General features: G+C 60.3%; 24 protein-coding genes and 3 tRNA genes. 12 read left to right on the forward strand and 15 right to left on the reverse strand.

The genetic code is table 11. The features are described from left to right. Positions 1 to 283: 283 nt before the first annotated feature. From CAK78_RS05330 to CAK78_RS05340, 3 genes are all read right to left on the reverse strand, one after another. Positions 284 to 359: transfer RNA gene (locus CAK78_RS05330), tRNA-His, on the reverse strand. A 49-nt stretch (positions 360 to 408) separates the two neighbouring features. Beyond that, positions 409 to 485 (reverse strand) — tRNA-Arg (locus CAK78_RS05335). Between the two features lie 36 nt (positions 486 to 521). After that, a tRNA-Pro gene (locus CAK78_RS05340) sits at positions 522 to 598 on the reverse strand. 203 nt (positions 599 to 801) lie between these two features. Between CAK78_RS05340 and folD the strand changes: the two genes are divergently transcribed. Then, positions 802 to 1,665, forward strand: coding sequence for a bifunctional methylenetetrahydrofolate dehydrogenase/methenyltetrahydrofolate cyclohydrolase FolD (folD, locus tag CAK78_RS05345; protein ID WP_005300012.1), 864 nt, complete (start codon positions 802 to 804; stop codon positions 1,663 to 1,665). A gap of 107 nt (positions 1,666 to 1,772) precedes the next feature. Here folD and cspD read toward each other — a convergent pair whose 3' ends face one another. Next, positions 1,773 to 1,991 (reverse strand): cold shock-like protein CspD, encoded by a 219-nt coding sequence (gene cspD, locus CAK78_RS05350; protein WP_005300025.1) that lies wholly within the window; start codon positions 1,989 to 1,991, stop codon positions 1,773 to 1,775. 229 nt (positions 1,992 to 2,220) lie between these two features. On the opposite strand from cspD, the gene clpS reads away from it, so the two are divergent. After that, a complete protein-coding gene (clpS, locus tag CAK78_RS05355) occupies positions 2,221 to 2,538 on the forward strand; it encodes an ATP-dependent Clp protease adapter ClpS (RefSeq protein WP_005300028.1) in 318 nt (105 codons plus the stop codon). Between the two features lie 59 nt (positions 2,539 to 2,597). Beyond that, a complete protein-coding gene (gene clpA, locus CAK78_RS05360) occupies positions 2,598 to 4,850 on the forward strand; it encodes an ATP-dependent Clp protease ATP-binding subunit ClpA (RefSeq protein ID WP_094696609.1) in 2,253 nt (750 codons plus the stop codon). A gap of 69 nt (positions 4,851 to 4,919) precedes the next feature. Here the strand turns inward: clpA and infA are convergent, their stop codons facing one another. From infA to aat, 3 genes are all read right to left on the reverse strand, one after another. Then, on the reverse strand, positions 4,920 to 5,138 hold the full coding sequence (gene infA / locus CAK78_RS05365) for a translation initiation factor IF-1 (protein WP_005300033.1): 219 nt from the start codon (positions 5,136 to 5,138) through the stop codon (positions 4,920 to 4,922). Positions 5,139 to 5,206: 68 nt separating this feature from the next. Then, a complete protein-coding gene (locus CAK78_RS05370) occupies positions 5,207 to 5,923 on the reverse strand; it encodes an arginyltransferase (protein ID WP_065017773.1) in 717 nt (238 codons plus the stop codon). Then, on the reverse strand, positions 5,920 to 6,627 hold the full coding sequence (gene aat, locus CAK78_RS05375; RefSeq protein ID WP_094696610.1) for a leucyl/phenylalanyl-tRNA--protein transferase: 708 nt from the start codon (positions 6,625 to 6,627) through the stop codon (positions 5,920 to 5,922). The genes CAK78_RS05370 and aat overlap by 4 nt, the downstream gene beginning before the upstream one ends. Positions 6,628 to 6,646: 19 nt before the next feature. Here aat and CAK78_RS05380 point away from each other — a divergent pair, with 19 nt between their 5' ends. Beyond that, the gene (locus tag CAK78_RS05380) at positions 6,647 to 7,117 is read left to right on the forward strand and encodes a glycine zipper 2TM domain-containing protein (RefSeq protein WP_017765515.1); all 471 of its coding nucleotides are present in this window, start codon (positions 6,647 to 6,649) and stop codon (positions 7,115 to 7,117) included. 106 nt (positions 7,118 to 7,223) lie between these two features. Here the strand turns inward: CAK78_RS05380 and CAK78_RS05385 are convergent, their stop codons facing one another. After that, positions 7,224 to 8,471: a diguanylate cyclase gene (locus tag CAK78_RS05385; RefSeq protein WP_094696611.1), complete on the reverse strand. Its 1,248-nt coding sequence runs from the start codon at positions 8,469 to 8,471 to the stop codon at positions 7,224 to 7,226. 57 nt (positions 8,472 to 8,528) lie between these two features. Beyond that, on the reverse strand, positions 8,529 to 9,479 hold the full coding sequence (trxB, locus tag CAK78_RS05390) for a thioredoxin-disulfide reductase (RefSeq protein ID WP_094696612.1): 951 nt from the start codon (positions 9,477 to 9,479) through the stop codon (positions 8,529 to 8,531). Positions 9,480 to 10,228: 749 nt separating this feature from the next. Here trxB and lrp point away from each other — a divergent pair. From lrp to miaE, 8 genes are all read left to right on the forward strand, one after another. Continuing rightward, on the forward strand, positions 10,229 to 10,720 hold the full coding sequence (gene lrp, locus CAK78_RS05395; protein WP_005300047.1) for a leucine-responsive transcriptional regulator Lrp: 492 nt from the start codon (positions 10,229 to 10,231) through the stop codon (positions 10,718 to 10,720). A 201-nt stretch (positions 10,721 to 10,921) separates the two neighbouring features. Beyond that, positions 10,922 to 13,447, forward strand: a complete 2,526-nt coding sequence (locus CAK78_RS05400) for a DNA translocase FtsK (protein ID WP_094696613.1) — start codon at positions 10,922 to 10,924, stop codon at positions 13,445 to 13,447. Positions 13,448 to 13,524: 77 nt separating this feature from the next. Beyond that, the gene (gene lolA, locus CAK78_RS05405) at positions 13,525 to 14,133 is read left to right on the forward strand and encodes an outer membrane lipoprotein chaperone LolA (protein ID WP_094696614.1); all 609 of its coding nucleotides are present in this window, start codon (positions 13,525 to 13,527) and stop codon (positions 14,131 to 14,133) included. A gap of 76 nt (positions 14,134 to 14,209) precedes the next feature. Beyond that, positions 14,210 to 15,547: a replication-associated recombination protein A gene (locus CAK78_RS05410; protein ID WP_094696615.1), complete on the forward strand. Its 1,338-nt coding sequence runs from the start codon at positions 14,210 to 14,212 to the stop codon at positions 15,545 to 15,547. Positions 15,548 to 15,886: 339 nt separating this feature from the next. Next, positions 15,887 to 17,182, forward strand: a complete 1,296-nt coding sequence (serS, locus tag CAK78_RS05415; protein WP_094696616.1) for a serine--tRNA ligase — start codon at positions 15,887 to 15,889, stop codon at positions 17,180 to 17,182. A 186-nt stretch (positions 17,183 to 17,368) separates the two neighbouring features. Further along, the gene (locus tag CAK78_RS05420; protein ID WP_094696617.1) at positions 17,369 to 17,857 is read left to right on the forward strand and encodes a CvpA family protein; all 489 of its coding nucleotides are present in this window, start codon (positions 17,369 to 17,371) and stop codon (positions 17,855 to 17,857) included. A gap of 21 nt (positions 17,858 to 17,878) precedes the next feature. Further along, positions 17,879 to 19,399: an amidophosphoribosyltransferase gene (gene purF / locus CAK78_RS05425; protein WP_005300060.1), complete on the forward strand. Its 1,521-nt coding sequence runs from the start codon at positions 17,879 to 17,881 to the stop codon at positions 19,397 to 19,399. Between the two features lie 184 nt (positions 19,400 to 19,583). Further along, positions 19,584 to 20,342: a tRNA isopentenyl-2-thiomethyl-A-37 hydroxylase MiaE gene (gene miaE, locus CAK78_RS05430; RefSeq protein ID WP_094696618.1), complete on the forward strand. Its 759-nt coding sequence runs from the start codon at positions 19,584 to 19,586 to the stop codon at positions 20,340 to 20,342. 155 nt (positions 20,343 to 20,497) lie between these two features. Here the strand turns inward: miaE and CAK78_RS05435 are convergent, their stop codons facing one another. The 6 genes from CAK78_RS05435 to sapA are packed head-to-tail and all read right to left on the reverse strand — an operon-like array spanning position 20,498 to position 25,951. Next, a complete protein-coding gene (locus tag CAK78_RS05435) occupies positions 20,498 to 21,283 on the reverse strand; it encodes a peptide ABC transporter ATP-binding protein (protein ID WP_005300064.1) in 786 nt (261 codons plus the stop codon). A 55-nt stretch (positions 21,284 to 21,338) separates the two neighbouring features. Continuing rightward, positions 21,339 to 22,337, reverse strand: a complete 999-nt coding sequence (locus tag CAK78_RS05440) for a peptide ABC transporter ATP-binding protein (protein ID WP_005300065.1) — start codon at positions 22,335 to 22,337, stop codon at positions 21,339 to 21,341. Beyond that, complete coding sequence (locus CAK78_RS23055) at positions 22,337 to 22,465, reverse strand: hypothetical protein (RefSeq protein WP_017409657.1); 129 nt, start codon at positions 22,463 to 22,465, stop codon at positions 22,337 to 22,339. The genes CAK78_RS05440 and CAK78_RS23055 overlap by 1 nt, the downstream gene beginning before the upstream one ends. Then, positions 22,465 to 23,358, reverse strand: coding sequence for an ABC transporter permease subunit (locus tag CAK78_RS05445; protein ID WP_045790037.1), 894 nt, complete (start codon positions 23,356 to 23,358; stop codon positions 22,465 to 22,467). Before CAK78_RS05445 ends, CAK78_RS23055 begins: the two co-directional genes overlap by 1 nt. A 35-nt stretch (positions 23,359 to 23,393) precedes the next feature. Next, the gene (locus CAK78_RS05450; protein WP_094696619.1) at positions 23,394 to 24,353 is read right to left on the reverse strand and encodes an ABC transporter permease; all 960 of its coding nucleotides are present in this window, start codon (positions 24,351 to 24,353) and stop codon (positions 23,394 to 23,396) included. A 2-nt stretch (positions 24,354 to 24,355) separates the two neighbouring features. Further along, positions 24,356 to 25,951 (reverse strand): ABC transporter substrate-binding protein SapA, encoded by a 1,596-nt coding sequence (sapA, locus tag CAK78_RS05455; protein ID WP_176452689.1) that lies wholly within the window; start codon positions 25,949 to 25,951, stop codon positions 24,356 to 24,358. Positions 25,952 to 25,987: the final 36 nt, after the last annotated feature.

A 25,987-nucleotide genomic window follows, 5' to 3' on the forward strand; every position in this document is an offset into this window, starting at 1 on the left:
TGACCCTCCATCATCCTGCCCTGATGCGGCCGCTGTTCCAAATAGCTGTCCAGGTTTGACTACATCAGCCCCACCGACTTATGCCAAGTTGTTCCCTCTGTGATGCCCACAAGGTCCGAGACGGGTTGCTGGCAACCGCCAACACCAATGCTGATGCATTTTAGAGTGTCCCCTGTGCGACCCGTTACGGGCATTTTTTCAGGAACGGGCAGGGCATTGAAGAGGCGATTTATGTCTACAGGATTTAAATAGATAAGACGGGATGTCTTCTGAAAGGAGATAATGGGGTGGCTGATGGGGCTCGAACCCACGACAACCGGAATCACAATCCGGGACTCTACCAACTGAGCTACAACCACCACTGAAGATAGCCATTAATGCCTGCATCGGAGAGATGCATATCATCAATGGCGCGCCCTGCAGGATTCGAACCTGCGACCCACGGCTTAGAAGGCCGTTGCTCTATCCGACTGAGCTAAGGGCGCATTACCTCGACAAGCCTGGCGGCATGTCGAAAAACCTGGTCGGTGATAAAGGATTCGAACCTTTGACCCTCTGGTCCCAAACCAGATGCGCTACCGGGCTGCGCTAATCACCGAAAATCTCGCCTCCAGCATAGCGACAGCGGCTGTACTGGGCAACGGGCCGGCATCATACCCAAGCGGGAAAGCCAGCGTCAACGAATTTTTCCACCAATGAATTCAAATGCCTACTTATTGCCCTCCATGCGAGAGCCGCTAACACCCGTGGCAAAAAAATGCGACAATGCGCGGCAGTTGAACACATGGTGAGTGAAGAACGATGTCTGCCAAAATCATTGATGGAAAACAGGTTGCGCAAACGATTCGCAATCAGGTCGCAGCGCAAGTCCAACAGCGGTTGGCACAAGGAAAACGGGCGCCGGGTCTGGCGGTGATCTTGGTTGGGGTAGATCCTGCCTCTCAGGTCTATGTCGGCAGCAAGCGGCGTGCCTGTGAAGAGGTGGGCTTTATCTCCCGCTCTTACGATCTGGATGCGACGGCAAGCCAGGAAGAGTTGCTGGCACTGATCGATAAGCTGAATGAAGACGCAGACGTTGACGGTATTCTGGTGCAGCTCCCCTTGCCGGCTCACTGCGATACGACTCAGGTATTGGAGCGCATTCGTCCTGACAAGGATGTGGATGGTTTCCACCCCTACAACGTGGGTCGACTGGCACAGCGAATTCCGGCACTGCGCCCCTGCACGCCCAAGGGCATCATGACCTTGATTGAAACGACCGGGGTCAAGACACACGGCTTGCATGCGGTGGTGGTCGGTGCGTCCAACATCGTTGGCCGGCCGATGACACTGGAGCTGCTGTTGGCCGGTTGTACTACCACCACCTGCCACCGTTTCACTCAGGATCTGGAAGAGCAGGTTCGCCGTGCCGACCTGCTGGTGGTCGCCGTTGGCAAACCCAATTTCATCCCGGGTGAGTGGGTCAAGCCGGGGGCACTGGTGATCGATGTGGGTATCAACCGGTTGGCTGATGGATCTCTGGTTGGTGACGTGGAGTTCGAGACGGCCCGCAACCACGCATCCTTCATCACGCCCGTACCGGGTGGGGTGGGCCCCATGACGGTCGCCAGCCTGATGGAAAACACCCTGAGCGCCTGTCAGGACTATCACGACAACGCAAAATGATCTTTGCCTGACCCGCCAGGAGAATGCACTTCTCCTCTAGGATCGCAGCAATAAAAAAACCGGCAAGCCGCAAGGTTGCCGGTTTTTTTATTTATCCAGTTCGACTCTTACATGTTCTGTGCTTCGTTTGGCACAATGACAGAGGCATGATTGCCCTTCGGCCCCTGCTGCAGTTCGAAGTTGACTGCTTGACCTGCTTTCAACGTCTTGTAGCCTTCCATTTGTATCGTGGAGTAGTGGGCGAAAATATCTTCGCCACCTCCTTCCGGACAGATAAACCCAAATCCTTTTGCGTTGTTAAACCACTTGACTGTTCCGGTTGCCATACATCTACATCCTTTTATTGATTACCTTGAAGTCGTTGAGTAACCTGCGCCAGCCCTTTATAACTAGTAACATAGCCCATAGCAGACGGGCGCCGATTAGCAAGTAACCAATCTAGTCTAACTTTTGAGCGAGTCAAGGAGTTGTTAACAACTGATGTGATCTGGTTAACAAGTCTATTGACCAATCTTGTGTTAGGCGGTAGTAATCTAGAGGTACCAAAGCGCGACTATGAGCAAGCAGAAAGAACTCTTTGCTAATGAAGAGATTGCAGAGGCAGAGAAAACCAAGCTGCAACCGCCACCCATGTACAAGGTCGTCCTGAACAACGACGACTACACACCGATGGAGTTCGTGGTGGAGGTGCTGCAAAAGTTCTTTGGTATGGATTTGGACAAGGCCACTCAGGTGATGCTGAGCGTGCATTATAGTGGTAAGGGAGTCTGTGGCACATTCACCGCCGAGATTGCCGAAACCAAAGTGGTCCAGGTCAACACCTATGCACGTAACAACGAACATCCACTGCTCTGTACCATGGAAAAGGCTTGAATCTGATGACTTGATGGCGATGACGACACCACATTGTTGCTGTACTAGGGGAGGTGCCTATGTTGAATAAAGATCTAGAAAAGACGCTGAACGAGGCTTTCAAACTGGCCCGTGACGAGCGCCACGAATTCATGACCGTCGAGCACCTGTTGTTAGCCCTGCTGGATAACAGCTCAGCCAATGAGGCGCTGAGTTCTTGTGGTGCTGACGTGGAGCAGATGCGCAAAGAGATCAGCGCATTCATCAGTCAAACAACCCCGCTTATTCCCCGTGATGATGAAGACCGCGAGACTCAGCCCACACTGGGCTTCCAGCGGGTGCTGCAACGCGCCGTGTTTCACGTTCAGTCCTCCGGCAACACCGAGGTCAGTGGAGCCAACGTGCTGGTTGCCATCTTCAGCGAGCAGGAGTCCCAGGCCGCCTACTTCCTGAAAAAGGCCGAGATCAGCCGGCTGGATGTGGTCAACTTCCTCTCCCATGGGGTACGCAAAGACAGCAAACCGGACAACAGCAACAACAACGTCGAGTCTGACGATGAGGTCTCTGCTGCCCAGATTGAGAGCTTTGCCACCAACCTCAATCAGCTGGTACTGGAAGGGCGTATCGATCCCCTCATCGGGCGCGATCAGGAGCTCAACCGTACCATCCAGGTGCTCTGCCGCCGTCGCAAGAACAACCCCTTGCTGGTGGGCGAAGCCGGGGTGGGCAAGACAGCCATCGCGGAAGGGCTGGCCTATCGTATCGTCAAGGGTGATGTGCCCGAGGTGATTGCGGGCAGTACCATCTACTCCCTGGATATGGGGTCGCTGCTGGCGGGAACCAAATATCGCGGTGATTTCGAGAAGCGCCTCAAGGTGCTGCTCAAGCAGATCGAGCGCCAGGAAGGGGCCATCCTCTTCATCGACGAGATCCACACCATCATAGGGGCGGGGGCTGCCTCCGGTGGTCAGCTGGATGCGGCCAACCTCATCAAGCCACTGCTCTCCAATGGCTTGCTGCGCTGCGTCGGCTCCACCACCTACCAGGAATACTCCCAGATTTTTGAAAAAGACCGCGCCCTGGCGCGTCGCTTTCAGAAGATCGACATTGTCGAGCCCAGCGTGGATGACACTACGCGTATCCTGATGGGCCTCAAGAGCCGCTATGAGGCTCACCACGGGGTACGTTACACCGTCAAGGCCATCCGTGCCGCGGTGGAGCTATCCGCCAAGTACATCAATGACCGTCATCTGCCGGACAAGGCGATCGACGTGATCGACGAGGCCGGGGCGGGTCAACGCTTGCTGCCGGTGAGCAAGCGCAAGAAAGTGATCAATGTGCAGGAGATCGAAACCATCGTCGCCAAGATTGCCCGCATCCCGGAGAAATCAGTCTCCTCTTCCGACAAGGAAGTGCTGAAGAACCTGGAGCGCAATCTCAAGATGGTGGTCTTTGGCCAGGACAAGGCCATCGAGGTACTGACAGACTCCATTCGCCTCTCCCGCTCGGGGCTTGGCAACGAGCGTCGCCCTGTGGGCTGCTTCCTGTTTGCCGGCCCGACCGGGGTAGGCAAGACCGAGGTCACCCAGCAGCTCGGCAAGGCGCTTGGCGTGGAGGTGCTGCGCTTTGATATGTCCGAGTACATGGAGCGCCACACCGTCTCTCGTCTGATCGGGGCGCCTCCCGGTTATGTGGGGTTCGAGCAGGGGGGTCTGCTGACCGACTCTGTCCTCAAGCATCCGCACTCAGTGGTGCTGCTGGACGAGATCGAAAAAGCGCATCCGGACGTGTTCAACCTGCTGCTGCAGGTGATGGACAACGGCACCCTGACTGACAACAACGGGCGCAAGGCGGATTTTCGCAACGTGATCCTGGTGATGACCACCAACGCAGGGGTACAGGAGACCCAGCGCAAGTCCATCGGCTTCCAGCAGCAGGATATGAGCCACGATGCCATGGCGGTGATCAACAAGACGTTCAGTCCGGAGTTTCGCAACCGGCTTGATCACATCATCTGGTTCAACCATCTGGACATGCAGATCATCCATCAGGTGGTCGACAAGTTCATCGTCGAGTTGCAGGTACAGCTGGATGCGAAAGGGGTATCCCTTGAAGTGTCCGAGGGTGTCCGCCACTGGCTGGCCGAGAAAGGATATGACAGGGCCATGGGGGCAAGACCCATGGGGCGGGTCATCCAGGAACACCTCAAGAAACCCCTGGCCAACGAGATCCTGTTCGGGGCGCTGGTCGATGGGGGGGTTGTGAAGGTTGAGTTGATAAACGACAGCCTCAGCTTTGACTATCAGGTCGATGTTGAAGCCGTTTCCCACTAAGCATTGAACGGTCGAAAGACCACAAAAAACCCCAACCGAAAGGTTGGGGTTTTTTGCTGAATTCCTGGCTTAGCGAGAGCGGAAAACAATACGTCCCTTGGAGAGATCGTACGGAGTCAGAGCTACCGTTACTTTGTCTCCAGTCAGGATACGGATGTAGTTTTTGCGCATCTTGCCGGAAATATGAGCGATAACCACGTGACCATTCTCCAGTTCCACACGGAACATGGTATTGGGCAGGGTTTCGAGAATAGTGCCCTGCATCTCAATACTGTCTTCTTTAGCCATTGAATCCTCTTGATAAGCCACAACAAAAATCCGCTGGATCATGCCGGATTTAAGGCTATGTGTAAAGTTTACTCGGGCTTGCTGTCGATATTTTTCCATTCTCCCTGTATCAGGCGCTCATGAGGCAGGTACTGGCTCTTGTAATTCATCTTGCGGCACTCTTCCACCAGGTAGCCCAGATACAGCCAGCTGCGGCCGGTACGCCTGGCCAGTTCCAACTGGCTCAGAATGGCGAAGGTACCGAGTGAGCGGTCGGCATGGTCCGGATCGAAGAAGGTGTACATGGCACTGAGGGAGTGGGGCAGCAGATCCGTGGTGGCCACGCCGATCAGCCGATGGTTCTTGCGCATCTCGAGGTAGAGGGGAGGCATCCAGTCGCAGTGGAGAAACCCCTTGTACTGGGTGCGGCTGGGGGGATACATGCTGCCGTCATGGTGGCGTTCGCGAATGTAACGTTCATAGAGCTGGTAGTATTCGGGCTTGTCGTCGTAGCTCAGTACCAGCTCGATATCCCGGTTGAGCTGACGGATCCGCTTTTGGCTGCGGCTGGGCACGAACCGTTCGCTGTGGATACGCAGGGATTGGCAGGCATTACAGGATGGGCAGTGGGGGCGATAGATGTCGTTGCCACTGCGCCGGAAGCCGGCCGTCAGCAGGCGCTCGTAACCGCTGGCGTTGAGCAGGCTGTGATCCATCAATACCAGCAGCTGTTCCTGTTCATGACCCAGATAGCTGCACTGATGCTTGGGGGTCAGTCCTACCTTGAGGATCACTTCTTCGGTCATAGTGTCATGCTCCCCGCCTGCCAGCAGCCGGCCGCCAGTGGTTGCCGGCTCAGCTGGGTCAGCGTCGTCAGGAATTTGCTTCTCGGCCACTCCTCTATTCCCATGGTGGCCAGAAAGTCGTTCTGCATCTGGCAATCTATCAGGGCCCCGTCATGCCGGGCAAAGTGCTGGCAGAGGGCCACCATGGCCAGCTTGGCGCCATTGTCAATGCGACTGAACATGGACTCGCCACAGAACACCCGGCCGAGGGATAGGCCGTAGAGGCCGGCCTGCAGCCGGCCATCCTGCCAAATCTCGATGGAGTGGGCATGGCCAAGGCGGTGCAGTTGTCGATAGGCGTCGATCATGGGTGTGCTTATCCAGGTTCCACTGGCACTGCGACGGGGGGCGGCGCAGGCCGCTATCACCTCATTAAAGGCGCGATCGATGGAAATATCGAATGGGGTACGGCGGATAAATTTGCGCAGGCTGCGGCCGATGTGCAGTTGCGTCGGCAGCACCACGCCTCTGGGATCGGGTGACCACCACAGCAGCGGCTGGTGGGGTTCGTTCCACGGGAAGATCCCCTTGTGGTAAGCTGCCAGCAAGCGGGCGGGGGAGAGATCGCCACCGATCGCCAGCAGGCCGTTGGGTTCATCCAGGGCGTGCTCGGGGTCGGGAAACCAGCACAGCTCATCATCCAATTGGGTAAGATAGCGAGACATAAGGCAACGAGGTTCATAGATGAAGGCCATTATCCTGATAGTATCCAGCTTGTTCTGCTTTGTCACTGCGCCCGCCTGGGCCCAGGTCTACGAGCGCAATACCGCCAGGCCCGTGAATCAGGTGGTGTTTGGCCAGGTTGAAACGGTGCGCAACATCACCCAGCGTCAGATCCTGGAATCCGAGCGTTCAGGCTGGAAAACCCTGGGCGGCGCCGTGCTGGGTGGCCTGCTTGGCAACCAGTTCGGTGGCGGCCACGGTCGGGAAATCGCCACTGCCGTCGGGGCCCTGGCGGGCGCCGCTGCGGCGCAGCAGTATCAATCCGGCGGCACAGTGGTGGAGAACAAGCTGGTGGAACTGCTTATTCGCAACGAACAGAACGGACTGATCAACGTCATTCAGGATTACGATCCGGCCATGGTGTTCATGAACGGCGACAAGGTGCGCATCCTCTATTTCGACGATGGCGTGCGGGTCGACAAGACCTACTGAGCAGAGCTGTGACATGACGGGAGGTAACAGGAGGGGAACCCGACGTGTGCCCGGGGAGGGGCTGCGGTCGGGCGGTACTACACGACGAGCATCCGGGATGGTGCGATCAGGCCGCTGAGCCTTGAGACACTATCTTGTCACGACCGGTGTTCTTGGCCTGATAGAGCAGGCGATCCGCTTCGCTCAATGCCTCGTCCATGGAGACGCGCCCGACCTGGATCACCCCGAAACTGGCGCGAACGAACAGTAGCGTTTCCCGTGACAGCGGTTGCTGGCGCATCTGCTGGCGCAACCCTTCCAGCCGTTTGAGCAGCACGGGCACGGTGCAGTGAGGCACCATCAGGGCAAACTCCTCGCCGCCAAAGCGGGCGATCATGGCGTCGGGGAAGAACTGGGTGAGCAGACGGGTGAGGTGACATAACAGCTGATCGCCGATGGCGTGACCCCAGTGATCGTTGACCTGCTTGAAGTGATCCACATCGAGTACGCACAGTGCAAGCGGCGTCTCCTGGCGCTGGTGTTCCTCGAACCATTTCTGACCCTCGTTGAACCAGTAGCGCCGGTTGTAGAGCCCGGTCAGGTAGTCGCGATTGGCCGACTCCTGGATGCTGTTGAACTGCTCCAGCGCCTCCAGATTGTGGCTGACCCGGCACTGCAGCTCTTCCGGCTCGAACGGCTGGTTGAGGAAGTCGTTGGCACCCTGTTTTAGGTAGCGGGCGGAGAGGCCGCGTTTGTCCGACACCGAGATCCCGATGATGGCGAGCTGCTGCTTGCTGTAGCGCTCGCGCAACATGCGTACCAGGCTGATCCCGTCAATTTCTGGCATATAGTAGTCGACCAGTACCAACCGGATGGCCGGGTTCTGCTCGAGCTGGGCCAGCGCTTCACGGGCATGGCTCGCCTCGTGCACCCGCAGCAGTTGCTTGCGCAGCTGGGCCATGGTGCGGTGGCGGGAGGTACGGGAATCATCGACCACCAGCACTTCGATGCGCTGGTTGAGGTAGAGGCGATGGACCAGGCTGACGGCATACTGCAGGGAGTGGCGTGAATCTTTCATCACGTAATCGAGCACCCCGGCCTCAAGCCAGGCTTCCCGTTTATCCTCGCTGATGTCGGCGGTGAGGATCACCACCGGCAGGCCGCGCTCCAGCAATACCTTGACCGCTTCTCCGCTGGGGGCATCCGGCAAGGTGAGATCCACCAGGGCAACCACATACTCTTCTCCCCGACAGTGTCGGGCCCCCTCCAGGGTTTCGAACGCATCGATCTCTAATCCGGTTTGCTGGGCAATGGCCTGGATCAGCATGCGGCGAATGGTCAGACTATCCTCGACAATCAATATTTTCTGTTTCATCCGGCTCCTTAAAGCAAAAAGGCATGCCTTGCGGCATGCCTTTTATATCCCTTGTGCTTATTGCGCGTCCAGATAACGCTCTGCATCGAGGGCGGCCATACAGCCGGTACCGGCGGAGGTGATGGCCTGACGGTAGGTATGGTCAGCCACATCACCGGCGGCAAAAACCCCTTCAATGCTGGTCTGGGTGGCAAAGCCGTCGAGGCCGCCACGCACCTTCAGATAGCCGTTCTGCATCTCCAGCTGGCCGTCGAAGATCTGGGTGTTGGGCTGGTGACCGATGGCGATGAAGACGCCCATCAGTGGCAGGTCGGTGGTGGTGTCGTTCTGGGTGTTGCGCAGGCGTACACCGGTCACCCCCATGTCGTCACCCAGCACTTCGTCCAGGGTCTGGTGGGTGTGCAGCACGATATTGCCGCTCTCGACCTTGTCATGCAGGCGCTTGATCAGGATCTTCTCGGCGCGGAACTCGTCGCGGCGATGGATCAGGTGCACCTTCTTGGCGATGTTGGCCAGATAGAGTGCCTCTTCCACGGCGGTGTTGCCGCCGCCGACCACGGCCACTTCCTGGTTGCGATAGAAGAAGCCGTCACAGGTGGCGCAGGCGGAGACGCCGCGGCCCTTGAAGGCCTCTTCGGAAGGCAGGCCCAGGTACTTGGCGGAGGCGCCGGTGGCGATGATCAGCGCATCACAGGTGTATTCGCCGTTGTCGCCCTTGAGGCGGAACGGACGCTGGGTCAGCTCCACTTCATTGATGTGATCGAACAGGATGCGGGTATCGAACTTCTCCGCATGCTCTTTCATGCGCTCCATCAGGGCCGGACCGGTCAGACCCTCGGGGTCACCGGGCCAGTTTTCCACTTCGGTGGTGGTAGTCAGCTGACCGCCTTGCTGCATGCCGGTGATGAGCAGCGGATTGAGGTTGGCACGGGCGGCATAGACGGCGGCAGTGTAACCCGCCGGGCCGGAGCCCAGGATCAGCAGTTTGCTATGAGTGACTTGGCTCATGATGTGATTTCCGAGACGTGATGAGTTTGCGCGATTGTAGGTAATTCGTGATATGGGGTCAAAGGCCAGTGCGTCGATTGCATCAATCGGCCTAAAGGTCCTTCCTGAAGGGGAAACGGTCTCTTGTCACGGGTGTTCCCTGGCGGTCGTCATGGGCCCGGGTGAGCAATGCCTGGTGGCCCCACGGCCGACAACAAGGGGAGGGGAGTGGGGCTCGTGCGTACTGATTGCCGGCACAAGTGAACCGGACCTCGATCAGATGGAGACAAGCTCGCCAGGATTGACAGCTTCTGGCGCAATGGGGCCCGCCGTGGGCGGGACGTACATCTATAAAAAGAAGGGAAGCGCGAGGGGGACAACCGGCTTGGCGGCCTTGGCTAATCGTTGTGGTGACTCTGCCCTGGCGAAAAGCTCGGCAATACAGGACAAAATAGCAGCAGTGGCAGCGTGATAATCTGCATTGGCAAACTCATTGCCGCTTCCTGCGCCGCTTTGGGCGAAAACGGTATGGTTTCGTGCTGTTAGTTAACGTACACTGGCCAGAACCATGCCTAAGCGGTATTCATGGTTTTTTATTTCTTCAGGTACACCGATAATCATGCTATCCCTCGACTATCGATTGGTGTTTTATGTTGCAGTTATTTTCAGCAACATTTGCGCCTAGCATATTCAGGTATTGACAGGATTTGTGACCATAATTATAAAATGACTGGTGATTCTTACCAAAAAATAGCCAAAGGATGGAATAAATGATGGAAGCTAAGAGTCGGCTAAAGGATTTGGACAGGATTGACCGCAACATTCTGAATGAGCTGCAAAAGGATGGCAGAATTTCGAACGTTGAGTTGTCCAAACGTGTTGGCCTGAGTCCCACACCGTGTCTGGAACGGGTTCGTCGCCTCGAGCGACAAGGGTATATCGAAGGATATGCCGCCATTCTGAACCCTCATTATCTGGATGCGTCTCTGCTGGTATTCGTGGAAATCACCCTCAATCGCGGTGCCCCGGATGTATTTGAACAGTTCAACAAGGCTGTTCAGGTGCTCGAAGAGATCCAGGAGTGCCATCTGGTCTCCGGCGACTTCGACTATCTGCTCAAGACCCGAGTCAGCGACATGTCGGCCTACCGCCGCCTGCTGGGGGAAACCCTGCTGCGTCTGCCCGGCGTCAACGACACCCGCACCTACGTGGTGATGGAAGAGGTCAAACAGAGCAGTCGGCTGGTGATCAGCACCCGTTGAGTTGGGTTATGCTGTGGCTTGCCAGCCTTGCGACAAGTCACGACATTCAGAAACGAGCGGCTGGTCCGCTCGTTTCTTCTTATCGTGCCGGTTGTGAATACGGTCGGCACATCGGGCACTGGCTGACAACCGGTGGGCTTTTCAGGGATACTAGGCCCCCTTATCCCCCTGCATTACATGTTTTCAGAAAGGAGCCGGAGTTTGGCCGATAAAAAGCTGTTTACTCCTTTATCAGGTACACAACGGATCTTCGAAGCCGTCTTGATCGCCATCACCCTGATGGCTGCCTATCTCTTGCTTGCCCTGTTGTCCTACCACCCCGCCGATCCCGGTTGGTCCCAGACCTCCTGGCAAGGGGAGGTGAAGAACCTCGCCGGCAGCGCGGGTGCCTGGCTCGCCGATATCACCATGTTTACCTTCGGGGCTTTCTCCTACCTGGTGCCCCCCCTGGTCGTGCTGCTTGGCTGGAGCCTGTTCTGGCGTCCAAGCCGCTTGCTCGATGTGGACTACCTTACCCTGTCGGTGCGCATCGTCGGTTTCATCCTGACCGTGCTCGGCATGTCCGCCATCGCCAGCATGAACTTCAACGATCTGCAGAATTTCTCCGCCGGCGGCCTGGTGGGGGACGTTATCTCCTCCGCCGTGGTGCCGCTGTTTGGCGGCGTCGGGGCCAACCTGCTGCTGCTCTGCTTCGTGGCCACCGGCATCACCCTGTTTACCGGCTGGTCCTGGCTCACCATCGTCGAGCGGATCGGTGCCGCCTGCACCGGTTCGGTCAGCGCCGTTTATCACTTTCCTGCTACCCTGGGCCGCTGGCTCACCGGCGGCTGGCGCCAGCCCCGTTACGAGGGGCCGGATCCCCTGCTGGAAGGGGGCGTGGGTGCCATCGAGCTGGGTGACGACGAGGAGGATGAGCCGCACACCGGCTGGACCCGTCGTCCCAGGGAGAAGGCGGCTGCCAAGGGCCAAAAGGCCAAGTCCGAGGAGTGGCTGCCCGAGCTCGACGAGGATACCTTCCAGTTCGATCCGCAGTTTGACGACGACGATGATGAGCCTGCGCCGGTTACCCGCACCAAGCGGGCCGCCGCGGCCGGCGCCCGTCGTCAGCCCGCGCTGGTGACGGCCGATGACGAGGACGATGATCTCGACTTGCCCTGGGCCGAAGGGGATGAGGAGGCGCCGGCACCGGCTGCCCCAACTCCTGGCAAGCCCAAGCGCCGCCTGCAACCAGGGCTGCCCCCCTTGCCGAGCATCGAGCTGCTGGACCGTCCGCCCGCCAAGACCCAGATGATGAGCAAGGACGAGCTGGAGCGCATGGGCCGGCTGGTGGAGGCGAAACTCGCCGACTACAACGTGCAGGCCAAGGTGGTTGGCGTCTATCCGGGCCCCGTCATCACCCGCTTCGAGCTGGATCTGGCACCCGGTATGAAGGCGAGCAAGATCACCAACCTCTCCCGCGATCTGGCCCGTTCTCTGTCGGCCAGCAGCGTGCGGGTGGTGGAGGTGATCCCGGGCAAGACTTATGTGGGGATCGAGCTGCCCAACCGGGTGCGTCAGACTGTCTACCTGCGCGAGACCCTCGACTGCGAGGCGTTCTCGGGCAGCCGCAACCCGCTCACCATGGGCCTGGGTCAGGACATCGCCGGCGAACCCGTGGTGGTGAACCTCGCCAAGATGCCCCACCTGCTGGTGGCCGGTACCACCGGCTCCGGTAAGTCGGTGGGGGTGAACACCATGATCATCTCCATGCTCTACAAGTCGACGCCGGACGATCTGCGCTTCATCATGATCGACCCCAAGATGCTGGAGCTGTCGGTCTACGAAGGGATCCCCCATCTGCTGACCGAGGTGGTCACCGACATGAAGGATGCCGCCAATGCCCTGCGCTGGTGCGTGGGCGAGATGGAGCGTCGCTACAAGCTGATGTCGGCGGTCGGGGTGCGCAACCTCAAGGGCTACAACGACAAGGTGCTGGCGGCCATCGAAGAGGGCGACCCCCTGCTGGATCCGCTGTGGCGTCCGGGCGACTCCATGGATCAGATGCCGCCTGAGCTGGAAAAACTGCCTCACATCGTGGTGGTGGTGGACGAGTTTGCCGATATGATGATGATCGTCGGCAAGAAGGTGGAGGAGCTCATCGCCCGTATCGCCCAGAAGGCGCGGGCGGCTGGTATTCACCTCATTCTCGCGACCCAGCGTCCGTCGGTGGATGTGATCACCGGCCTCATCAAGGCCAACATCCCGACCCGTATCTCGTTCCAGGTGTCGAGCAAGATCGACTCCCGTACCATCATCGATCAGGGTGGCGCCGAATCCCTGCTCGGCATGGGCGACATGCTCTACATGCCGGCTGGTACCTCCAACCCGACCCGGGTGCACGGCGCCTTCGTCGATGACCACGAGGTGCACAAGGTGGTGGCGGACTGGAAACTGCGCGGCGAGCCGAACTACATCGAGGAGATCCTCTCCGGCGAGTTGGGCGGCGAGGGCGGCAGCGGCGAATATGGCGGTGGTGACGACGAAGAGCTCGACCCCCTGTTTGACGAGGCGGTGGCCTTCGTGGTGGAGTCGCGCCGCGGCTCCACCTCCAGCGTGCAGCGCAAGTTCAAGATTGGTTACAACCGGGCGGCCCGTCTCATCGAGCAGATGGAAAACCAGGGCATCGTCAGCGCCCCGGGCGGCAATGGTCAGCGCGACGTGCTGGCCCCGCCGCCGGTGCGGGACTAAGGCTCACCCCTCTATCATCCTGGCCATGCCCTTTGCGGGCGTGGCCTTTTATCGAGATAGCCGTTATGAAAAGCGTGATGAAAAAACAACTGTTGATGGGCACTGTGCTGCTGGTGGCCAGCAGCCAGGCGTGGGCCGACGCGGCCAGCGATCTCAAGCAGAAACTGGCGGGGGTGAGCCTCTTCTCCGCCAAGTTCGCCCAGGTGGTCTATGACAGCAAGGGCAAGGAGCTGCAGCGTGCCGGCGGTACCCTGCTGGTACAGCGTCCCAACCGTTTCAACTGGCACACCACCACGCCGGACGAGAGCCTGATCGTGGCCGATGGCAAGGATGTCTGGATCTACGATCCCTTCGTCGAGCAGGTCACCGCCCTCAAGATGAAGGATGCGGTGCTCAACACCCCCTTCGTGCTGATCGCCGGCAACGACGATTCGCTCTGGAAGAACTACGACGTGACCCAGCAGGGGGACGTCTACACCGTCACCAGCCGCAACCAGGACGAGTTGATCGCCTCCTTTCGCATCACCTTCGACCGCCAGAACAACATCAACCGCTTTGACGTGAAAGAGGCCCAGGGGCAGTGGAGCGAGTTCACCCTGAGCAACTTCAACCGCAAGCCGGCGCTCAAGGGCAACGAATTTGTCTTCAAGACACCTGCGGGGGTCGCACTGGACGATCAGCGCTGATGCGCAAGCAGACGCTGGCTTTATTGGCAGGCCGCCCGGCAACGGTGGCCTGCACCCTTCCTGACGGTCAATACAGATGAGCAATTTATCGCTGGATTTCTCGTCGGACTTTCGTCCGCTGGCGGCCCGGATGCGGCCACAAACCCTCGAGCAGTATATCGGTCAACAACATATCCTCGGGCCCGACAAACCGCTGCGCAAGGCGATCCTGGCGGGCCACTGCCACTCCATGATCCTGTGGGGCCCTCCCGGCACCGGCAAGACCACGCTGGCAGAACTGGTTGCTCACTACTGCCAGGCCGAGGTGGAGCGGCTCTCGGCGGTGACCTCCGGCATCAAGGAGATCCGCGCCGCCATCGACAAGGCCAAGGAGAACAGCTGGCGCGGGGTGCGCACCATACTGTTCGTGGACGAGGTGCACCGCTTCAACAAGAGCCAGCAGGATGTGTTCCTGCCCCACATCGAAGACGGCACCATCACCTTCATCGGCGCCACCACCGAGAACCCCTCGTTCGAACTCAACAACGCGCTGCTCTCCCGGGCTCGGGTCTATCTGCTCAAACGGCTGGAGGAGAGCGACATCCTCGCCATGATCGATCAGGCGATGCAGGACCCCCGTGGCCTCAATGACCCGAGCCTCGCCTTCGCCCCCGGGGTGAAGGAGGCGCTGGCGAAAGCCGTGGATGGGGACGGGCGCAAGTCCCTCAACTATCTGGAGCTGTTGGCCGACATGGCCGAAACCGACAGTGCCGGAGCGCGGGTGATCGACAGCAGCCTGCTCGCCGCCGTGGTGGGGGAGCACGTGGCCCGCTTCGACAAGGGCGGTGATCACTTCTACGACCTCATCTCGGCGGTGCACAAATCCATCCGGGGTTCGGCGCCGGATGCAGCGCTCTACTGGTATGCCCGCATGGTGAGCGCAGGTTGCGATCCCCTCTACATCGCGCGCCGGCTGCTGGCGATTGCCTCCGAGGACGTGGGCAACGCCGATCCCCGTGCCATGCAGGTGGCCCTCTCGGCCTGGGACTGCTTCCATCGCATCGGCCCGGCGGAAGGGGAGCGGGCTATCGCCCAGGCGATCGTCTACCTCGCCTGCGCCCCCAAGAGCAATGCGGTCTATACCGCCTGGAAGGCGGCGCTGGCGGACGCCAAGAACCTGCCGGACTTCGAGGTGCCGCCGCACCTGCGCAACGCGCCGACCAGGCTGATGAGCGAGCTGGGCTATGGCGCCGAGTATCGCTATGCTCACGACGAGCCGGGCGCCTATGCCGCCGGCGAGCTGTACTTCCCGCCTGAGCTGGCCGGCAAGCAGTACTATCAGCCCACCGATCGCGGCCTTGAGAAGCAGATCGGCCAGAAGCTCGACTACCTGCACGAACTGGACAAGCAGAGCCCGCGCCAGCGGGAGAAATAACCTACCGGGGCAGGGGAGTGGCCGCGCCTCTGCCTGACCAATTCGGGCCGATTGCACGTTAATTGGTCAGCCGATTTGATCCAGGTCGTCATCCCCCGGAAAACAGGGCAAAACGGGCGCAATAGTCCCTGTTCGGGCGGGGGGGCGGTCTGATACACTGCCCCTCTGACCCCGCTTGTCTTGGCCTGGTGCCATCTTCTTGATTTCGAAGGCTTGCTCTTGTTGGCCCGATGCAAAAAGACGACAGGGGTGTGCCAACCGATGTTAACTTCCGGATCTGTTTCCCAGCCCGTCATGATGACTCAGGCCCAGATCCCATTTTAAAAAAGTAGGTAAACCATGCTGGATCCCAAATATCTGCGCAGCGACATCGACGATGCCGCCGCTCGTCTGGCGACACGTGGCTACGCTCTGGACGTAGCGGCTGTCAATGCTCTGGAAGAGAAACGCAAGGATCTGCAGTCCCGTACCCAGGAGCTGCAAGCCGAGCGCAACGCCCGCTCCAAATCCATCGGTGAGGCTGCCCGTCGCGGCGAAGATGTTGCCCCGCTCAAGGCCATCGTTTCCAAGATCAACGAAGAGCTCGAGACCAGCAAGGTCGAGCTGGATGCCCTGCTGGCCGAGCTGAAGACCATCGCTGACGCCATCCCCAACCTGCCGAGCGACACCACCCCGGTTGGTCGCGACGAGAACGACAACGTGGAAGTGCGCCGCTGGGGTACCCCGCGCGAGTTCAGCTTCCAGGTGCGCGATCACATCGATCTGGGTGAAGCGGTCAAGGGCGTCGACTTCAAGAACGGCGTCAAGCTCTCCGGTTCCCGTTTCGTGGTGATGAAGGGCCAGATCGCCCGCCTGCACCGCGCCCTGGCCCAGTTCATGCTGGACCTGCACACCCTGCAGCACGGTTACACCGAGTGCTACGTGCCCTACCTGGTCAACCCGGACAGCCTGTACGGCACCGGTCAGCTGCCCAAGTTCTCTCAGGATCTCTTCAATACCGGCATCGAAGGGGAAGGGGAGGAAGAGGGCAAAGTACGCAAGTTCTCCCTGATCCCGACCTCCGAAGTGCCGCTCACCAACATGGCCCGCGACGAGATCTTCGACGAGCAGGAACTGCCCATCAAGATGACCGCCCACAGCCCCTGCTTCCGCTCCGAGGCGGGCTCCTACGGCCGTGACACCCGCGGTCTCATCCGCATGCACCAGTTCGACAAGGTCGAGATGGTACAGCTGGTGCACCCGGAAAAATCCTGGGACGCGCTGGAAGAGATGGTGGGACACGCCGAGAAGGTACTGCGACTGCTGGAGCTGCCGTATCGCGTGATGGCACTCTCCACCGGTGACATGGGCTTCTGCGCCGCCAAGACCTACGATCTGGAAGTGTGGCTGCCGGCCCAGAACACCTATCGCGAGATCTCCTCCGTCTCCAACTGCACCGACTTCCAGGCGCGCCGCATGCAGGCTCGCGTGCGCATCGACGGCAAGCCGCAGCTGCTGCACACCCTGAACGGCTCCGGCCTGGCGGTGGGTCGCACCCTGGTGGCCGTGCTGGAGAACTACCAGCAGGAAGATGGCCGTATCGCCATCCCGGCTGCGCTGCAATCCTACATGGGCGGCCTGACCCACATCGGGTAAGCGCTCATTGCAGACGACAACGCCATGGCATGCCATGGCGTTGTGCATTCTGGTGCCGGTCAACCGTTTCTATCGTGAATAAATCTGCGCTGCCGGCGCCTCTTTGAACATGTAACACAATTTTATCAAGCATTGCGCAATCGTTTTTGTTAGACTGCGCCGCAATTTCGCAGGACATCTTTTTCTATGGTCTGGATTGATTACGCCATCATCGGCATCGTCGGTTTCTCTGCTCTCATCAGCCTGGTGCGCGGCTTCGTCAAGGAGGCCATGTCTCTCGTCACCTGGTTCGTCGCCTTCTTCATCGCCAGCCATTTCTATTCCGATCTTGCCGTCTATTTCACCTCCTTCAGCGATCCCCTGGTGCGCAACGGTCTGGCCATCGCCGCCCTGTTCGTGGCGACCCTGATCCTGGGCAGCGTGGTCAACTACGTGGTGGGGCTGCTGGTGGACAAGACCGGGCTGTCCGGTACCGATCGGGTACTCGGCATCTGTTTTGGCGCCATTCGCGGGGTACTGATCGTCAGTGCCCTGCTTTTTTTCATGGATACCTTCACCAGCCTCTCCCAGAGCGACTGGTGGGTGGCATCCAAGCTGGTGCCCGAGTTCAAGCCGGTCATCCAGTGGTTCTTCGGGTTCATGCTGAACTCATCGAGTTTTCTTAAACAGGTATAGTGACTTCGAGGTAGCAAAGACATGTGTGGTATTGTCGGTATAGTTGGCACCACCCCCGTCAATCAGGCCCTCTACGACGCCTTGACGGTGTTGCAGCACAGGGGACAGGATGCCGCCGGGATCGTGACCATTGACAGTGGAAACTTCCGGCAACGCAAGGCCAACGGCCTGGTGAAGGACGTGTTTGAAGTGCGTCACATGCAGCGCCTGAAAGGGCATATCGGCATAGGACATGTCAGATATCCCACCGCAGGCAGCTCCAGTGCCGCTGAAGCCCAGCCTTTTTACGTGAACTCTCCCTACGGCATGGTGCTGGCCCACAACGGCAACCTCACCAACGCCAAGGAGCTCAAGGAGCAGCAGTTCAAGGTGGCCCGCCGCCACATCAACACCACCTCGGATTCCGAAGTGCTGCTGAACGTGCTGGCCCACGAGCTGGATCGCTGCGACAAGATGGCCCTGCAACCGGAGGACATCTTCGCCGCGGTGCGCAAGGTGCATCAACAGATCCGTGGCGCCTATGCGGTGGTCTCCCTGGTGATTGGCCACGGCCTCATCGGCTTTCGCGATCCCAACGGCATTCGCCCGCTGATCCTGGGTCGCCGGGTCGACGAGCAGGGGCAGGTGGAGTACATGCTCGCTTCCGAGAGCGTGGCACTCGATGCCATCGGGTTCGAAACGGTGCGTGACATCGCCCCGGGCGAGGCCATCTACATCACCGAGCAGGGCCAGCTCTTCTCCGAGCAGTGTGCGGAGAACCCGCAGATGAGCTCCTGCATCTTCGAGTACGTCTACTTCGCTCGCCCTGATTCGTGCATCGACAAGGTGTCGGTCTATGCCGCCCGCCTCAACATGGGTCGCAAGCTGGGTCAGAAGATCGCCCGCGAGTGGGAAGATCTCGATGTGGACGTGGTCATCCCCATCCCGGAGACCTCCTGCGACGTGGCGCTGGAAATCGCCCACACCCTGGATCTGCCGTACCGTCAGGGCTTCGTGAAGAACCGCTACATCGGCCGTACCTTTATCATGCCGGGCCAGACCCAGCGCAAGAAGTCGGTGCGTCGCAAGCTCAACGCCATCAGCTCCGAGTTCAAGGGCAAGAAGGTGTTGCTGGTGGATGACTCCATAGTGCGCGGCACCACCTCCGAGCAGATCATCCAGATGGCCCGTGAAGCAGGGGCGGCCAAGGTCTACTTCGCCTCGGCGGCACCGGAAATTCGCTTCCCCAACGTCTACGGCATCGACATGCCCACCGCCAACGAGCTGATCGCCCACGGCCGGGAAGTGGAAGAGGTGTGCAAGCTCATCGGCGCAGATGGCCTCATCTTCCAGGATCTGGAAGATCTGGAAGCGGCGGTGCGGGAGATCAACCCCGAGCTGCGTCACTTCGAGACCTCGGTGTTCAACGGCCACTACGTTACTTCCGACGTGGATCAATCCTACCTCGACCACCTCAATGCCATGCGCAGCGATGACAACAAGGCGGTGCGCGAGTGGCAGGAAGGCACCAGCAACCTGGAAATTTTTAACGAAGGCAGTTAAACGTTTTCCACGCTGAGGTGTTGCAACGAGATGGGGGCCAAGGCCCCCATTGTTGTTTCCGCTTGCCGAAAAGGGCCCGCATCTGCTTGAAAAAGCAGCGTTTGTACCCGTAGCTATGGGCAGTGGCGGCGGGATCCGCTAGCATGGGCCGCCGCCGTATCAACCCGACCAGACGAGAGTTCAGATGGATGACCTGCTAGCCCCCGTGCGCCAGTTTTTGCACTGCGAGACCCCGGATGCGTGGATCGAGATGGCGCGGGATCCTGCCCAGCTGCCGACCCTGCTCATCGATCACGCCAACTGTGAGAACAAGGCTGCGCTCACCGCCCACAGCCTGGTGCGCCGCTACTGCCTGCCCAAGGGCAAGCGACATCTGTTGCCCAAGCTGGAGTTCTATCGGGAGCTGGACGCCATTCCGGAGAAGGCCGAGATCCTCGGCAAGCGGACCATGGGAGAGACCGATCGCACCGTGTTCGAGGGGCTCTCTCGCAATCCGCTGCTGTTTCCCATGGTGCGCCTTATTCAAGAGGAGCTGCACCACTTCGAGCAGGTGCTGGAGCTGATGGCCGCCCGCGACATCCCCTACGGCCCGGTGACCGCCTCCCGCTATGCGCGCAACCTGATGCAGCACGTGCGCACCCACGAGCCCGCCACCATAGTCGACAAGCTGATCATCGGCGCCTACATAGAGGCGCGTTCCTGTGAGCGTTTTGCCAAGTTGGCACCCCATCTGGACGAGGAGCTGGGTCGCTTCTACGTGTCGCTGCTGCGCTCAGAGGCGCGCCACTATCAGGATTATCTGGCGCTGGCCGAGCAATATGCGGGAGAGGACATCAGCGAGCGGGTGGCCTTCTTCGGCCAGCTGGAGGCGGAGCTGATCCGCTCGCCGGATCCGCAGTTCAGGTTCCATAGCGGTCTTCCTGTCAGATCTGACAGTTGTTGACGCGAAGGGGGCTGCCTACCATTGCAGCGTTCCTACTACGAGCGACGCATTCATTTTTGAGCGCAATTCCCGGCCCTGAGCCGGGATTTTTTTGTCTCTTTTTCAGGGCAGCGGAAACAGCGGGAAAGGGCCGGCGGCAGGCCGCCGGGCAGGGCTCAGCGGCGGTATTCGTTGTCGTAGTTCTGGATGAGGCGGCGGGTCACCTCGTGCTGGGGATCGGCGAACACCTTGAGGGTCTTGCCGCGCTCCACCACCCGCCCTTCGTGCATCACCAACACCTCGTCGCTGATGTGGCTCACCACCCCCAGATCGTTGGCCACCAGCACATAGCTGAGCCCCATGGTCTCCTGCATCTCCAGCAGCAGGTTGATGATCTGGGAACGTACCGAGATATCCAGAGTAGAGAGCGCCTCGTCGGCCACCACTATCTTGGGGTTGAGGATCAGTGCACGCGCCAGCGCCACCCGCTGCTGCTGGCCGGCGGAGAGCATCTGCGGGTAGAAGAGGGCGTGATCTGCCAGCATGCCCACCATGCGCAGGGTTTGTATCACCTTGTCGCGGCGCTCCTCCTCGGTCATCTCGGTGTTGAGGCGCAGCGGCGTCTCCAGGATCTGGCCGACCCGGATCTTGCGATTGAGGGAGGAGTTGGGGTCCTGGAAGATCATCCGCAGCAGCTTGCAGCGGGTCTGATAGTCACCGTGGATCATCGGCTGCCCCTCGATGGCGATCTCGCCACCGCTCGGCTCTATCATGCCCGCCAGAATCCGGGCCAGGGTGCTCTTGCCGGAGCCGGCCTCGCCGACGATGGCCAGGGTCTGGCCCACCTCGAGATCAAAGGAGAGCGGCTTGATGGCTTCCACCGCCCGGCGTCGAAACAGGCCGGTGCGGTTCTGATAGGTCTTGCACAGGCCCCGGACCTGCAGCAGAGAGGGTTCGATCACTGTCCTGACTCCTTGGTGACAGGGCTCGCTGTCACGCACTGATACGAAATTGACGTCACTTTTTGGGCTCTTCCATGTTCAGCGGGAAATGGCAGCTGAACTGGTGCCCCTTGATCTTGCTCATCAGCGGCGTCTGCACGCACTGCTTCTGGGCGTAGGGACAACGGGGGCCGAGCCGGCAACCGATGGGCAGGTGCTGCAGCGGCGGAATGACGCCGGGCAGGGTCTCGAGGCGCGACTTGTGGCGAACCAGCTTGTCAAAGTCGGGGATCGACTTGAGCAGCGCATCGGTATAGGGGTGGTGGGGGGTCTCCAGGATCTGCTCACGGGTGCCCACTTCCACCATCTGGCCGCAATACATCACGTTGATGGTGTCGGTCAGGTTGGCGATGGCGGCGATGTCGTTGCTGATGATGAGGATGGTGGTGTTGCCCAGCTTGTTCATCTTGTCCAGCAGCCGCAGGATCTGCGAATGGGTGGTGGACTCCATGGCGCTGGTGGGTTCGTCCGCCACCAGCAGGCGTGGCTGGTTGGCGATGGCCATGGCGATCATCACCTTCTGGCACATGCCGTCCGACAGCTCGTGAGGGTAGGCCCGCATCACCTTGCGGTGATCCTTGACGCCGACCCGGTGCAGCAAGGCGATGGCCTTCTTCTTGCGCCACTGGAAGCGCTGCCAGAACTGCCCCTCGAACGAGTCGGTCGGGATCGCCTCTTCCAGCTGGGTGCCGATCTCCTCTGAGGGGTCGAGACAGCTGATGGGGTCCTGGAAGATCATGGCGATCTCGCGGCCCATGATGCGGCGCCGCTCGCGGGGCGCCATGGTCAGCAGGTCCATGTCGTTGAAGCGCATCCGGTCGGCGCGCACCGTCCAGTTGTCCTTCTGGATGCCGACGATCACCTTGGCCACCAGGCTCTTGCCGGAGCCGGATTCCCCCACCAGGCCGCGGATCTCCCCCTCGGCCAGGGTCAGGCTCACCTTGTCCACCGCCTTGACCTTGCCCTGCGGGGTGTCGATCTCGATGGTGAGGTTGCGTATGTCGAGCAGCGGCATCAGTCGTTCCCCTCTTTGAGTGCTTCGCGAATGCCTTCGCCAACCAGCGATGGGTTGACCTGCACGCCGTACAGGAACGGGCAGGGGACAAGGGTGAGCATGCCTATCTTGGGCACAGAGCATTGCATCAGTCATTCCCCTCTTTGAGCGCTTCGCGAATGCCTTCACCTACTAGATTGGTGACCAGCACGCTGAACAGGATGGCCATGCCCGGCAGGGTCACGGTCCAGGGGGCGAGGTAGATGAGATCGCTGGAGTCCGCCAGCATGGCGCCCCACTCAGGTTGCGGTGACTGGGCGCCGAGGCCGAGAAAGCCCACCGCCGAAATGTCGAGGATGGCCGCCGACAGGGTGCGGGTGGTCTGGGCCACCAGGGTCTCGACGATGTTCGGCAAAATGGCGAGGCGCATGATCCGCAAGGGGGGCGAGCCATCGAGCCGGCTGGCGATGATGTACTCCTTCTGCATCTCGGTGTGGACCGCGTTGTAGGTGGCCCGGATGAAGGGCGGGATCAGCGCCAGGGTGATGGCGATCAGGGTGTTGAACAGACCCGGCCCCAGGATGGCCACCATGATGATGGCCAGCAGCAGGGAGGGGATGGAGAGCAGGGTATCGAGCAGGTGGTGCAGCACGCTCGACTTGAGCCCCTTGCTCATGCCGCCGAGGATGCCGATGGCGGTGCCCACCACCATGGCGATCACCACCACCAGCAGGGCGTTGCCAAAGGTGAGTCTGGCACCCACCACCAGCCGGGAGAGGATGTCGCGCCCCAGATCGTCGGTGCCGAGGAAGTAGTCGATGTTGCCGCTGTTGGCCCAGGAGGGGGCCAACAGCAGGCGGGAGCTGTGCTGCTCGTCGATGCCGTAGGGCACCACCAGCGGGCCGAACAGGGTGATGAGCAGCAGGATCACGAAGCACCAGAGCCCTGCCATCGCCAGCGGATTGCGGCGATAGGAGGCCCAGGTCTGCTCCAGTGGCGAGAGGATCTTGAGCTCGGGGTAGAGGCTAGTCTTGTCTTGCATAGGATTCCTGGCTTCGGGTCATGCCATGAGCACGTTCAGTCTTGTTTTGCATAGAGTTCTTTGCGCCGCGCCGGGTAGATGATGGTGGTGAGCAGCTCGGTGCTGACGCTGATGAAGATGACGAAGCTGGCCACCACCAGGGTGGCACCGCGGATGGCGGCGTAGTCCTGCAGGGCGATGCTGTTGATGAGCCAGCGGCCGATGCCGTGCCACTCGAATACTACCTCGGTGATCATGGCGGAGGTGAGCACGCTGCCCAGCTGCAGGCCCAACAGTGGCAACACCGGCGGCAGGGCGTTCTTGAGACCGTGACGCCAGACGATCTGGCGGCGGGAGAGGCCGCGGCTGGCCGCCGCCTTGATGTAGTTCTGCTTCATCACGTCGATGAGGGAGCTGCGCACATGGCGGATCACCTCGGTGGTGGGCACCACCGCCAGCACCAGCGAGGGCAAGATCAGGTGGCGCAGGGCGTCGTGCAGGGCGGCCTGGCGCCAGGGCTCGTGGCTCATCAGCACGTCGATGAGGGCGATGCCGGTGATGGAGGGCACGTCATAGAGCAGGCTGATCTGGCCCGAGGCGGGCAGCCAGCCGAGATCCAGCGAGAAGAACATCACCACCAGCAGTGCCAGCCAGAACACCGGCACCGCGTAGCCGATGAGGCCGGCGGTCATGATGGTGAGATCGAGCGGCTTGCCCTGGGAGAGGGCCGCCAGGGTGCCGAGCGGGATGCCCACCAGCAGCGAGATGGCGAAGGCCGCCCCGCAGAGGATCAGGGTGGCGGGGAAGTAGTGACGGATCTCGTCCAGCACCGGCAGACCGGAGACGCTGGAGAGCCCCAGATCCCCGTCCAGAATGCGGCGCAGAAAGTCGGGGTAGCCGCTCCAGAAGCTAGCCTGCTGGCCGATGAGGCGCACGTCCAGCAGGTAGGCGACGAAGGTCAGCGCCAGCAGGGTGATGAGCAGCAGATTGATGCGACGCAGGATATAGAGAAACATGCTTACTCCCGATAGACCTGGTTGAAGACGGTGCCGCCAAAGGGCATCAGGGAGAGCCCCTCGATGTCGCTGCGGCTGACCTGGGTACGCAGGGCATGGGCCAGCGGAATGAGCGGCATCTGTTCGTTGAGCAGGGTCTGGGCGTAATAGTAGTTGCGCAGCCGGAACGCCAGCTGGGGCGTGGTCACCGCGTCGTCCAGCAGCTGATCAAACGCCGGGCTGCACCAGCGGCTGTAGTTGTTGCCGCGCTCGACGGCGGCGCAGCTCAGCAGCTGGCGAAAGAAGTTGTCCGGGTCGGCGTTGTCGGCAATCCAGCCGCTGAGCAGACTGTCGTACTGACCCTGGGCGAGGCGGGCCTCGATGACCGGCCACTCCTGCTGCACGATCTTGAGCTTGATGCCGATCTTGGCCAGATCGCTTCGCATCAGCTGGGCGGTCTTGAGGGCATCCGGGTTGTAGGCGCGCGAGCCCGGTTGCACCAGCACCTGCATCTCGAAGCCTTGCGCCAGTCCCGCCTCCTTGAGCAGCTGACGCGCCCGTTTGAGATCCGGCTGGCGCATCGGCAGGGAGGGGTTGTAACCCCAGGAGAGCGGTGGCAGCAGGCTGTTGGCGGGCTGGCCCGTCTTGAAATAGACCGCCTGCAGCAGGTTGTCGATGTTGATGGCGCTGGCGATGGCCTGGCGCACCTGCACCTTGTTGAACGGTGCCTTGCGGGTGTTGAGGGCGAGGAAAGCGACGTTCATGCCGGACTGCACCGCCAGGCTGAGGTCGGGATCCTTGTCGATCACCGACAGCTGGCTGGCGGAGGGGGTGCTCATCACGTCGCACTCGCCGGTCAGCAGCTTGGCCAGCCGCTTGGAGGACTTGGGAGTGATGTCGTAAATGAGCTGCTCAATCTTGGCCTCGCCGCCCCAGTAACCCGGGTGGCGCAGGTAGCGCACGTATTCGTTGTGGCGATACTCCTTGAAGCTGAACGGCCCTGTGCCCACCGGGCGGCTATCGATGAGCCCCGGGGTGCCGGCCTTCTGCAGTTGCTCGGCATACTCGGCAGAGAGCACGATGGCGTAGTCGCTGGCCAGGGTGGCGAGGAAGGAGGCATCCGGCCGGTTGAGCTCGAACACGACTTTATCGGCCCCCTTCCGGTAGACCCGCTTGATCAGCTGATCCAGCCCCAGGCTGTAGAAGTAGGGGTATTCGCCGCCGGACACCTCGTGATAGGGGTGCAGCTTGTTGAGCAGCCGCTGCCAGGTGAACACCACGTCGTCTGCGTTGAGGGCGCGGGAGGGGTTGAACCAGGGCGTGTGGTGAAAGGTCACCCCCTGGCGCAGGGTCAGAGTATAGGAGAGGCCATCCTCGCTCACCTGCCAGCGGGTGGCGAGCCCGCCTTCGAGCGCCAGGGTATTGGGATTCACCTCCAGCAGGCGGTCATAGAGCGGGCGCGAGCTGGCATCCAGGGTCACCCCCGAGTTGGATACCTGGGGATTGAAGGTCTGGGGCGAGCCTTCCGCACAATAGATGAGTCCCGTTCTGGACGCGTCATCCTGTTTGTGACAACCGGTGAGCAGCACCAGCACACCAAGCAGCAGGGGTTTGAGCATTCTCATTGTCGAACCATGTTTTTATACGAAGTTGCC

The organism is Aeromonas sp. A35_P (assembly GCF_002259925.1).
In the GTDB taxonomy this organism is placed as follows: Bacteria; Pseudomonadota; Gammaproteobacteria; order Enterobacterales; family Aeromonadaceae; genus Aeromonas; species Aeromonas dhakensis.

What these genes read in the sequence shown, in the direction of transcription:
- folD (WP_005300012.1), top strand. Translation starts at nt 802, where the DNA reads ATGTCTGCCAAAATCATTGATGGAAAACAGGTTGCGCAAACGATTCGC.
- cspD (WP_005300025.1), bottom strand. Translation starts at nt 1,991, where the DNA reads ATGGCAACCGGAACAGTCAAGTGGTTTAACAACGCAAAAGGATTTGGG.
- clpS (WP_005300028.1), top strand. Translation starts at nt 2,221, where the DNA reads ATGAGCAAGCAGAAAGAACTCTTTGCTAATGAAGAGATTGCAGAGGCA.
- clpA (WP_094696609.1), top strand. Translation starts at nt 2,598, where the DNA reads ATGTTGAATAAAGATCTAGAAAAGACGCTGAACGAGGCTTTCAAACTG.
- infA (WP_005300033.1), bottom strand. Translation starts at nt 5,138, where the DNA reads ATGGCTAAAGAAGACAGTATTGAGATGCAGGGCACTATTCTCGAAACC.
- CAK78_RS05370 (WP_065017773.1), bottom strand. Translation starts at nt 5,923, where the DNA reads ATGACCGAAGAAGTGATCCTCAAGGTAGGACTGACCCCCAAGCATCAG.
- aat (WP_094696610.1), bottom strand. Translation starts at nt 6,627, where the DNA reads ATGTCTCGCTATCTTACCCAATTGGATGATGAGCTGTGCTGGTTTCCC.
- CAK78_RS05380 (WP_017765515.1), top strand. Translation starts at nt 6,647, where the DNA reads ATGAAGGCCATTATCCTGATAGTATCCAGCTTGTTCTGCTTTGTCACT.
- CAK78_RS05385 (WP_094696611.1), bottom strand. Translation starts at nt 8,471, where the DNA reads ATGAAACAGAAAATATTGATTGTCGAGGATAGTCTGACCATTCGCCGC.
- trxB (WP_094696612.1), bottom strand. Translation starts at nt 9,479, where the DNA reads ATGAGCCAAGTCACTCATAGCAAACTGCTGATCCTGGGCTCCGGCCCG.
- lrp (WP_005300047.1), top strand. Translation starts at nt 10,229, where the DNA reads ATGATGGAAGCTAAGAGTCGGCTAAAGGATTTGGACAGGATTGACCGC.
- lolA (WP_094696614.1), top strand. Translation starts at nt 13,525, where the DNA reads ATGAAAAAACAACTGTTGATGGGCACTGTGCTGCTGGTGGCCAGCAGC.
- CAK78_RS05410 (WP_094696615.1), top strand. Translation starts at nt 14,210, where the DNA reads ATGAGCAATTTATCGCTGGATTTCTCGTCGGACTTTCGTCCGCTGGCG.
- serS (WP_094696616.1), top strand. Translation starts at nt 15,887, where the DNA reads ATGCTGGATCCCAAATATCTGCGCAGCGACATCGACGATGCCGCCGCT.
- CAK78_RS05420 (WP_094696617.1), top strand. Translation starts at nt 17,369, where the DNA reads ATGGTCTGGATTGATTACGCCATCATCGGCATCGTCGGTTTCTCTGCT.
- purF (WP_005300060.1), top strand. Translation starts at nt 17,879, where the DNA reads ATGTGTGGTATTGTCGGTATAGTTGGCACCACCCCCGTCAATCAGGCC.
- miaE (WP_094696618.1), top strand. Translation starts at nt 19,584, where the DNA reads ATGGATGACCTGCTAGCCCCCGTGCGCCAGTTTTTGCACTGCGAGACC.
- CAK78_RS05440 (WP_005300065.1), bottom strand. Translation starts at nt 22,337, where the DNA reads ATGCCGCTGCTCGACATACGCAACCTCACCATCGAGATCGACACCCCG.
- CAK78_RS23055 (WP_017409657.1), bottom strand. Translation starts at nt 22,465, where the DNA reads ATGCAATGCTCTGTGCCCAAGATAGGCATGCTCACCCTTGTCCCCTGC.
- CAK78_RS05445 (WP_045790037.1), bottom strand. Translation starts at nt 23,358, where the DNA reads ATGCAAGACAAGACTAGCCTCTACCCCGAGCTCAAGATCCTCTCGCCA.
- CAK78_RS05450 (WP_094696619.1), bottom strand. Translation starts at nt 24,353, where the DNA reads ATGTTTCTCTATATCCTGCGTCGCATCAATCTGCTGCTCATCACCCTG.
- sapA (WP_176452689.1), bottom strand. Translation starts at nt 25,951, where the DNA reads ATGCTCAAACCCCTGCTGCTTGGTGTGCTGGTGCTGCTCACCGGTTGT.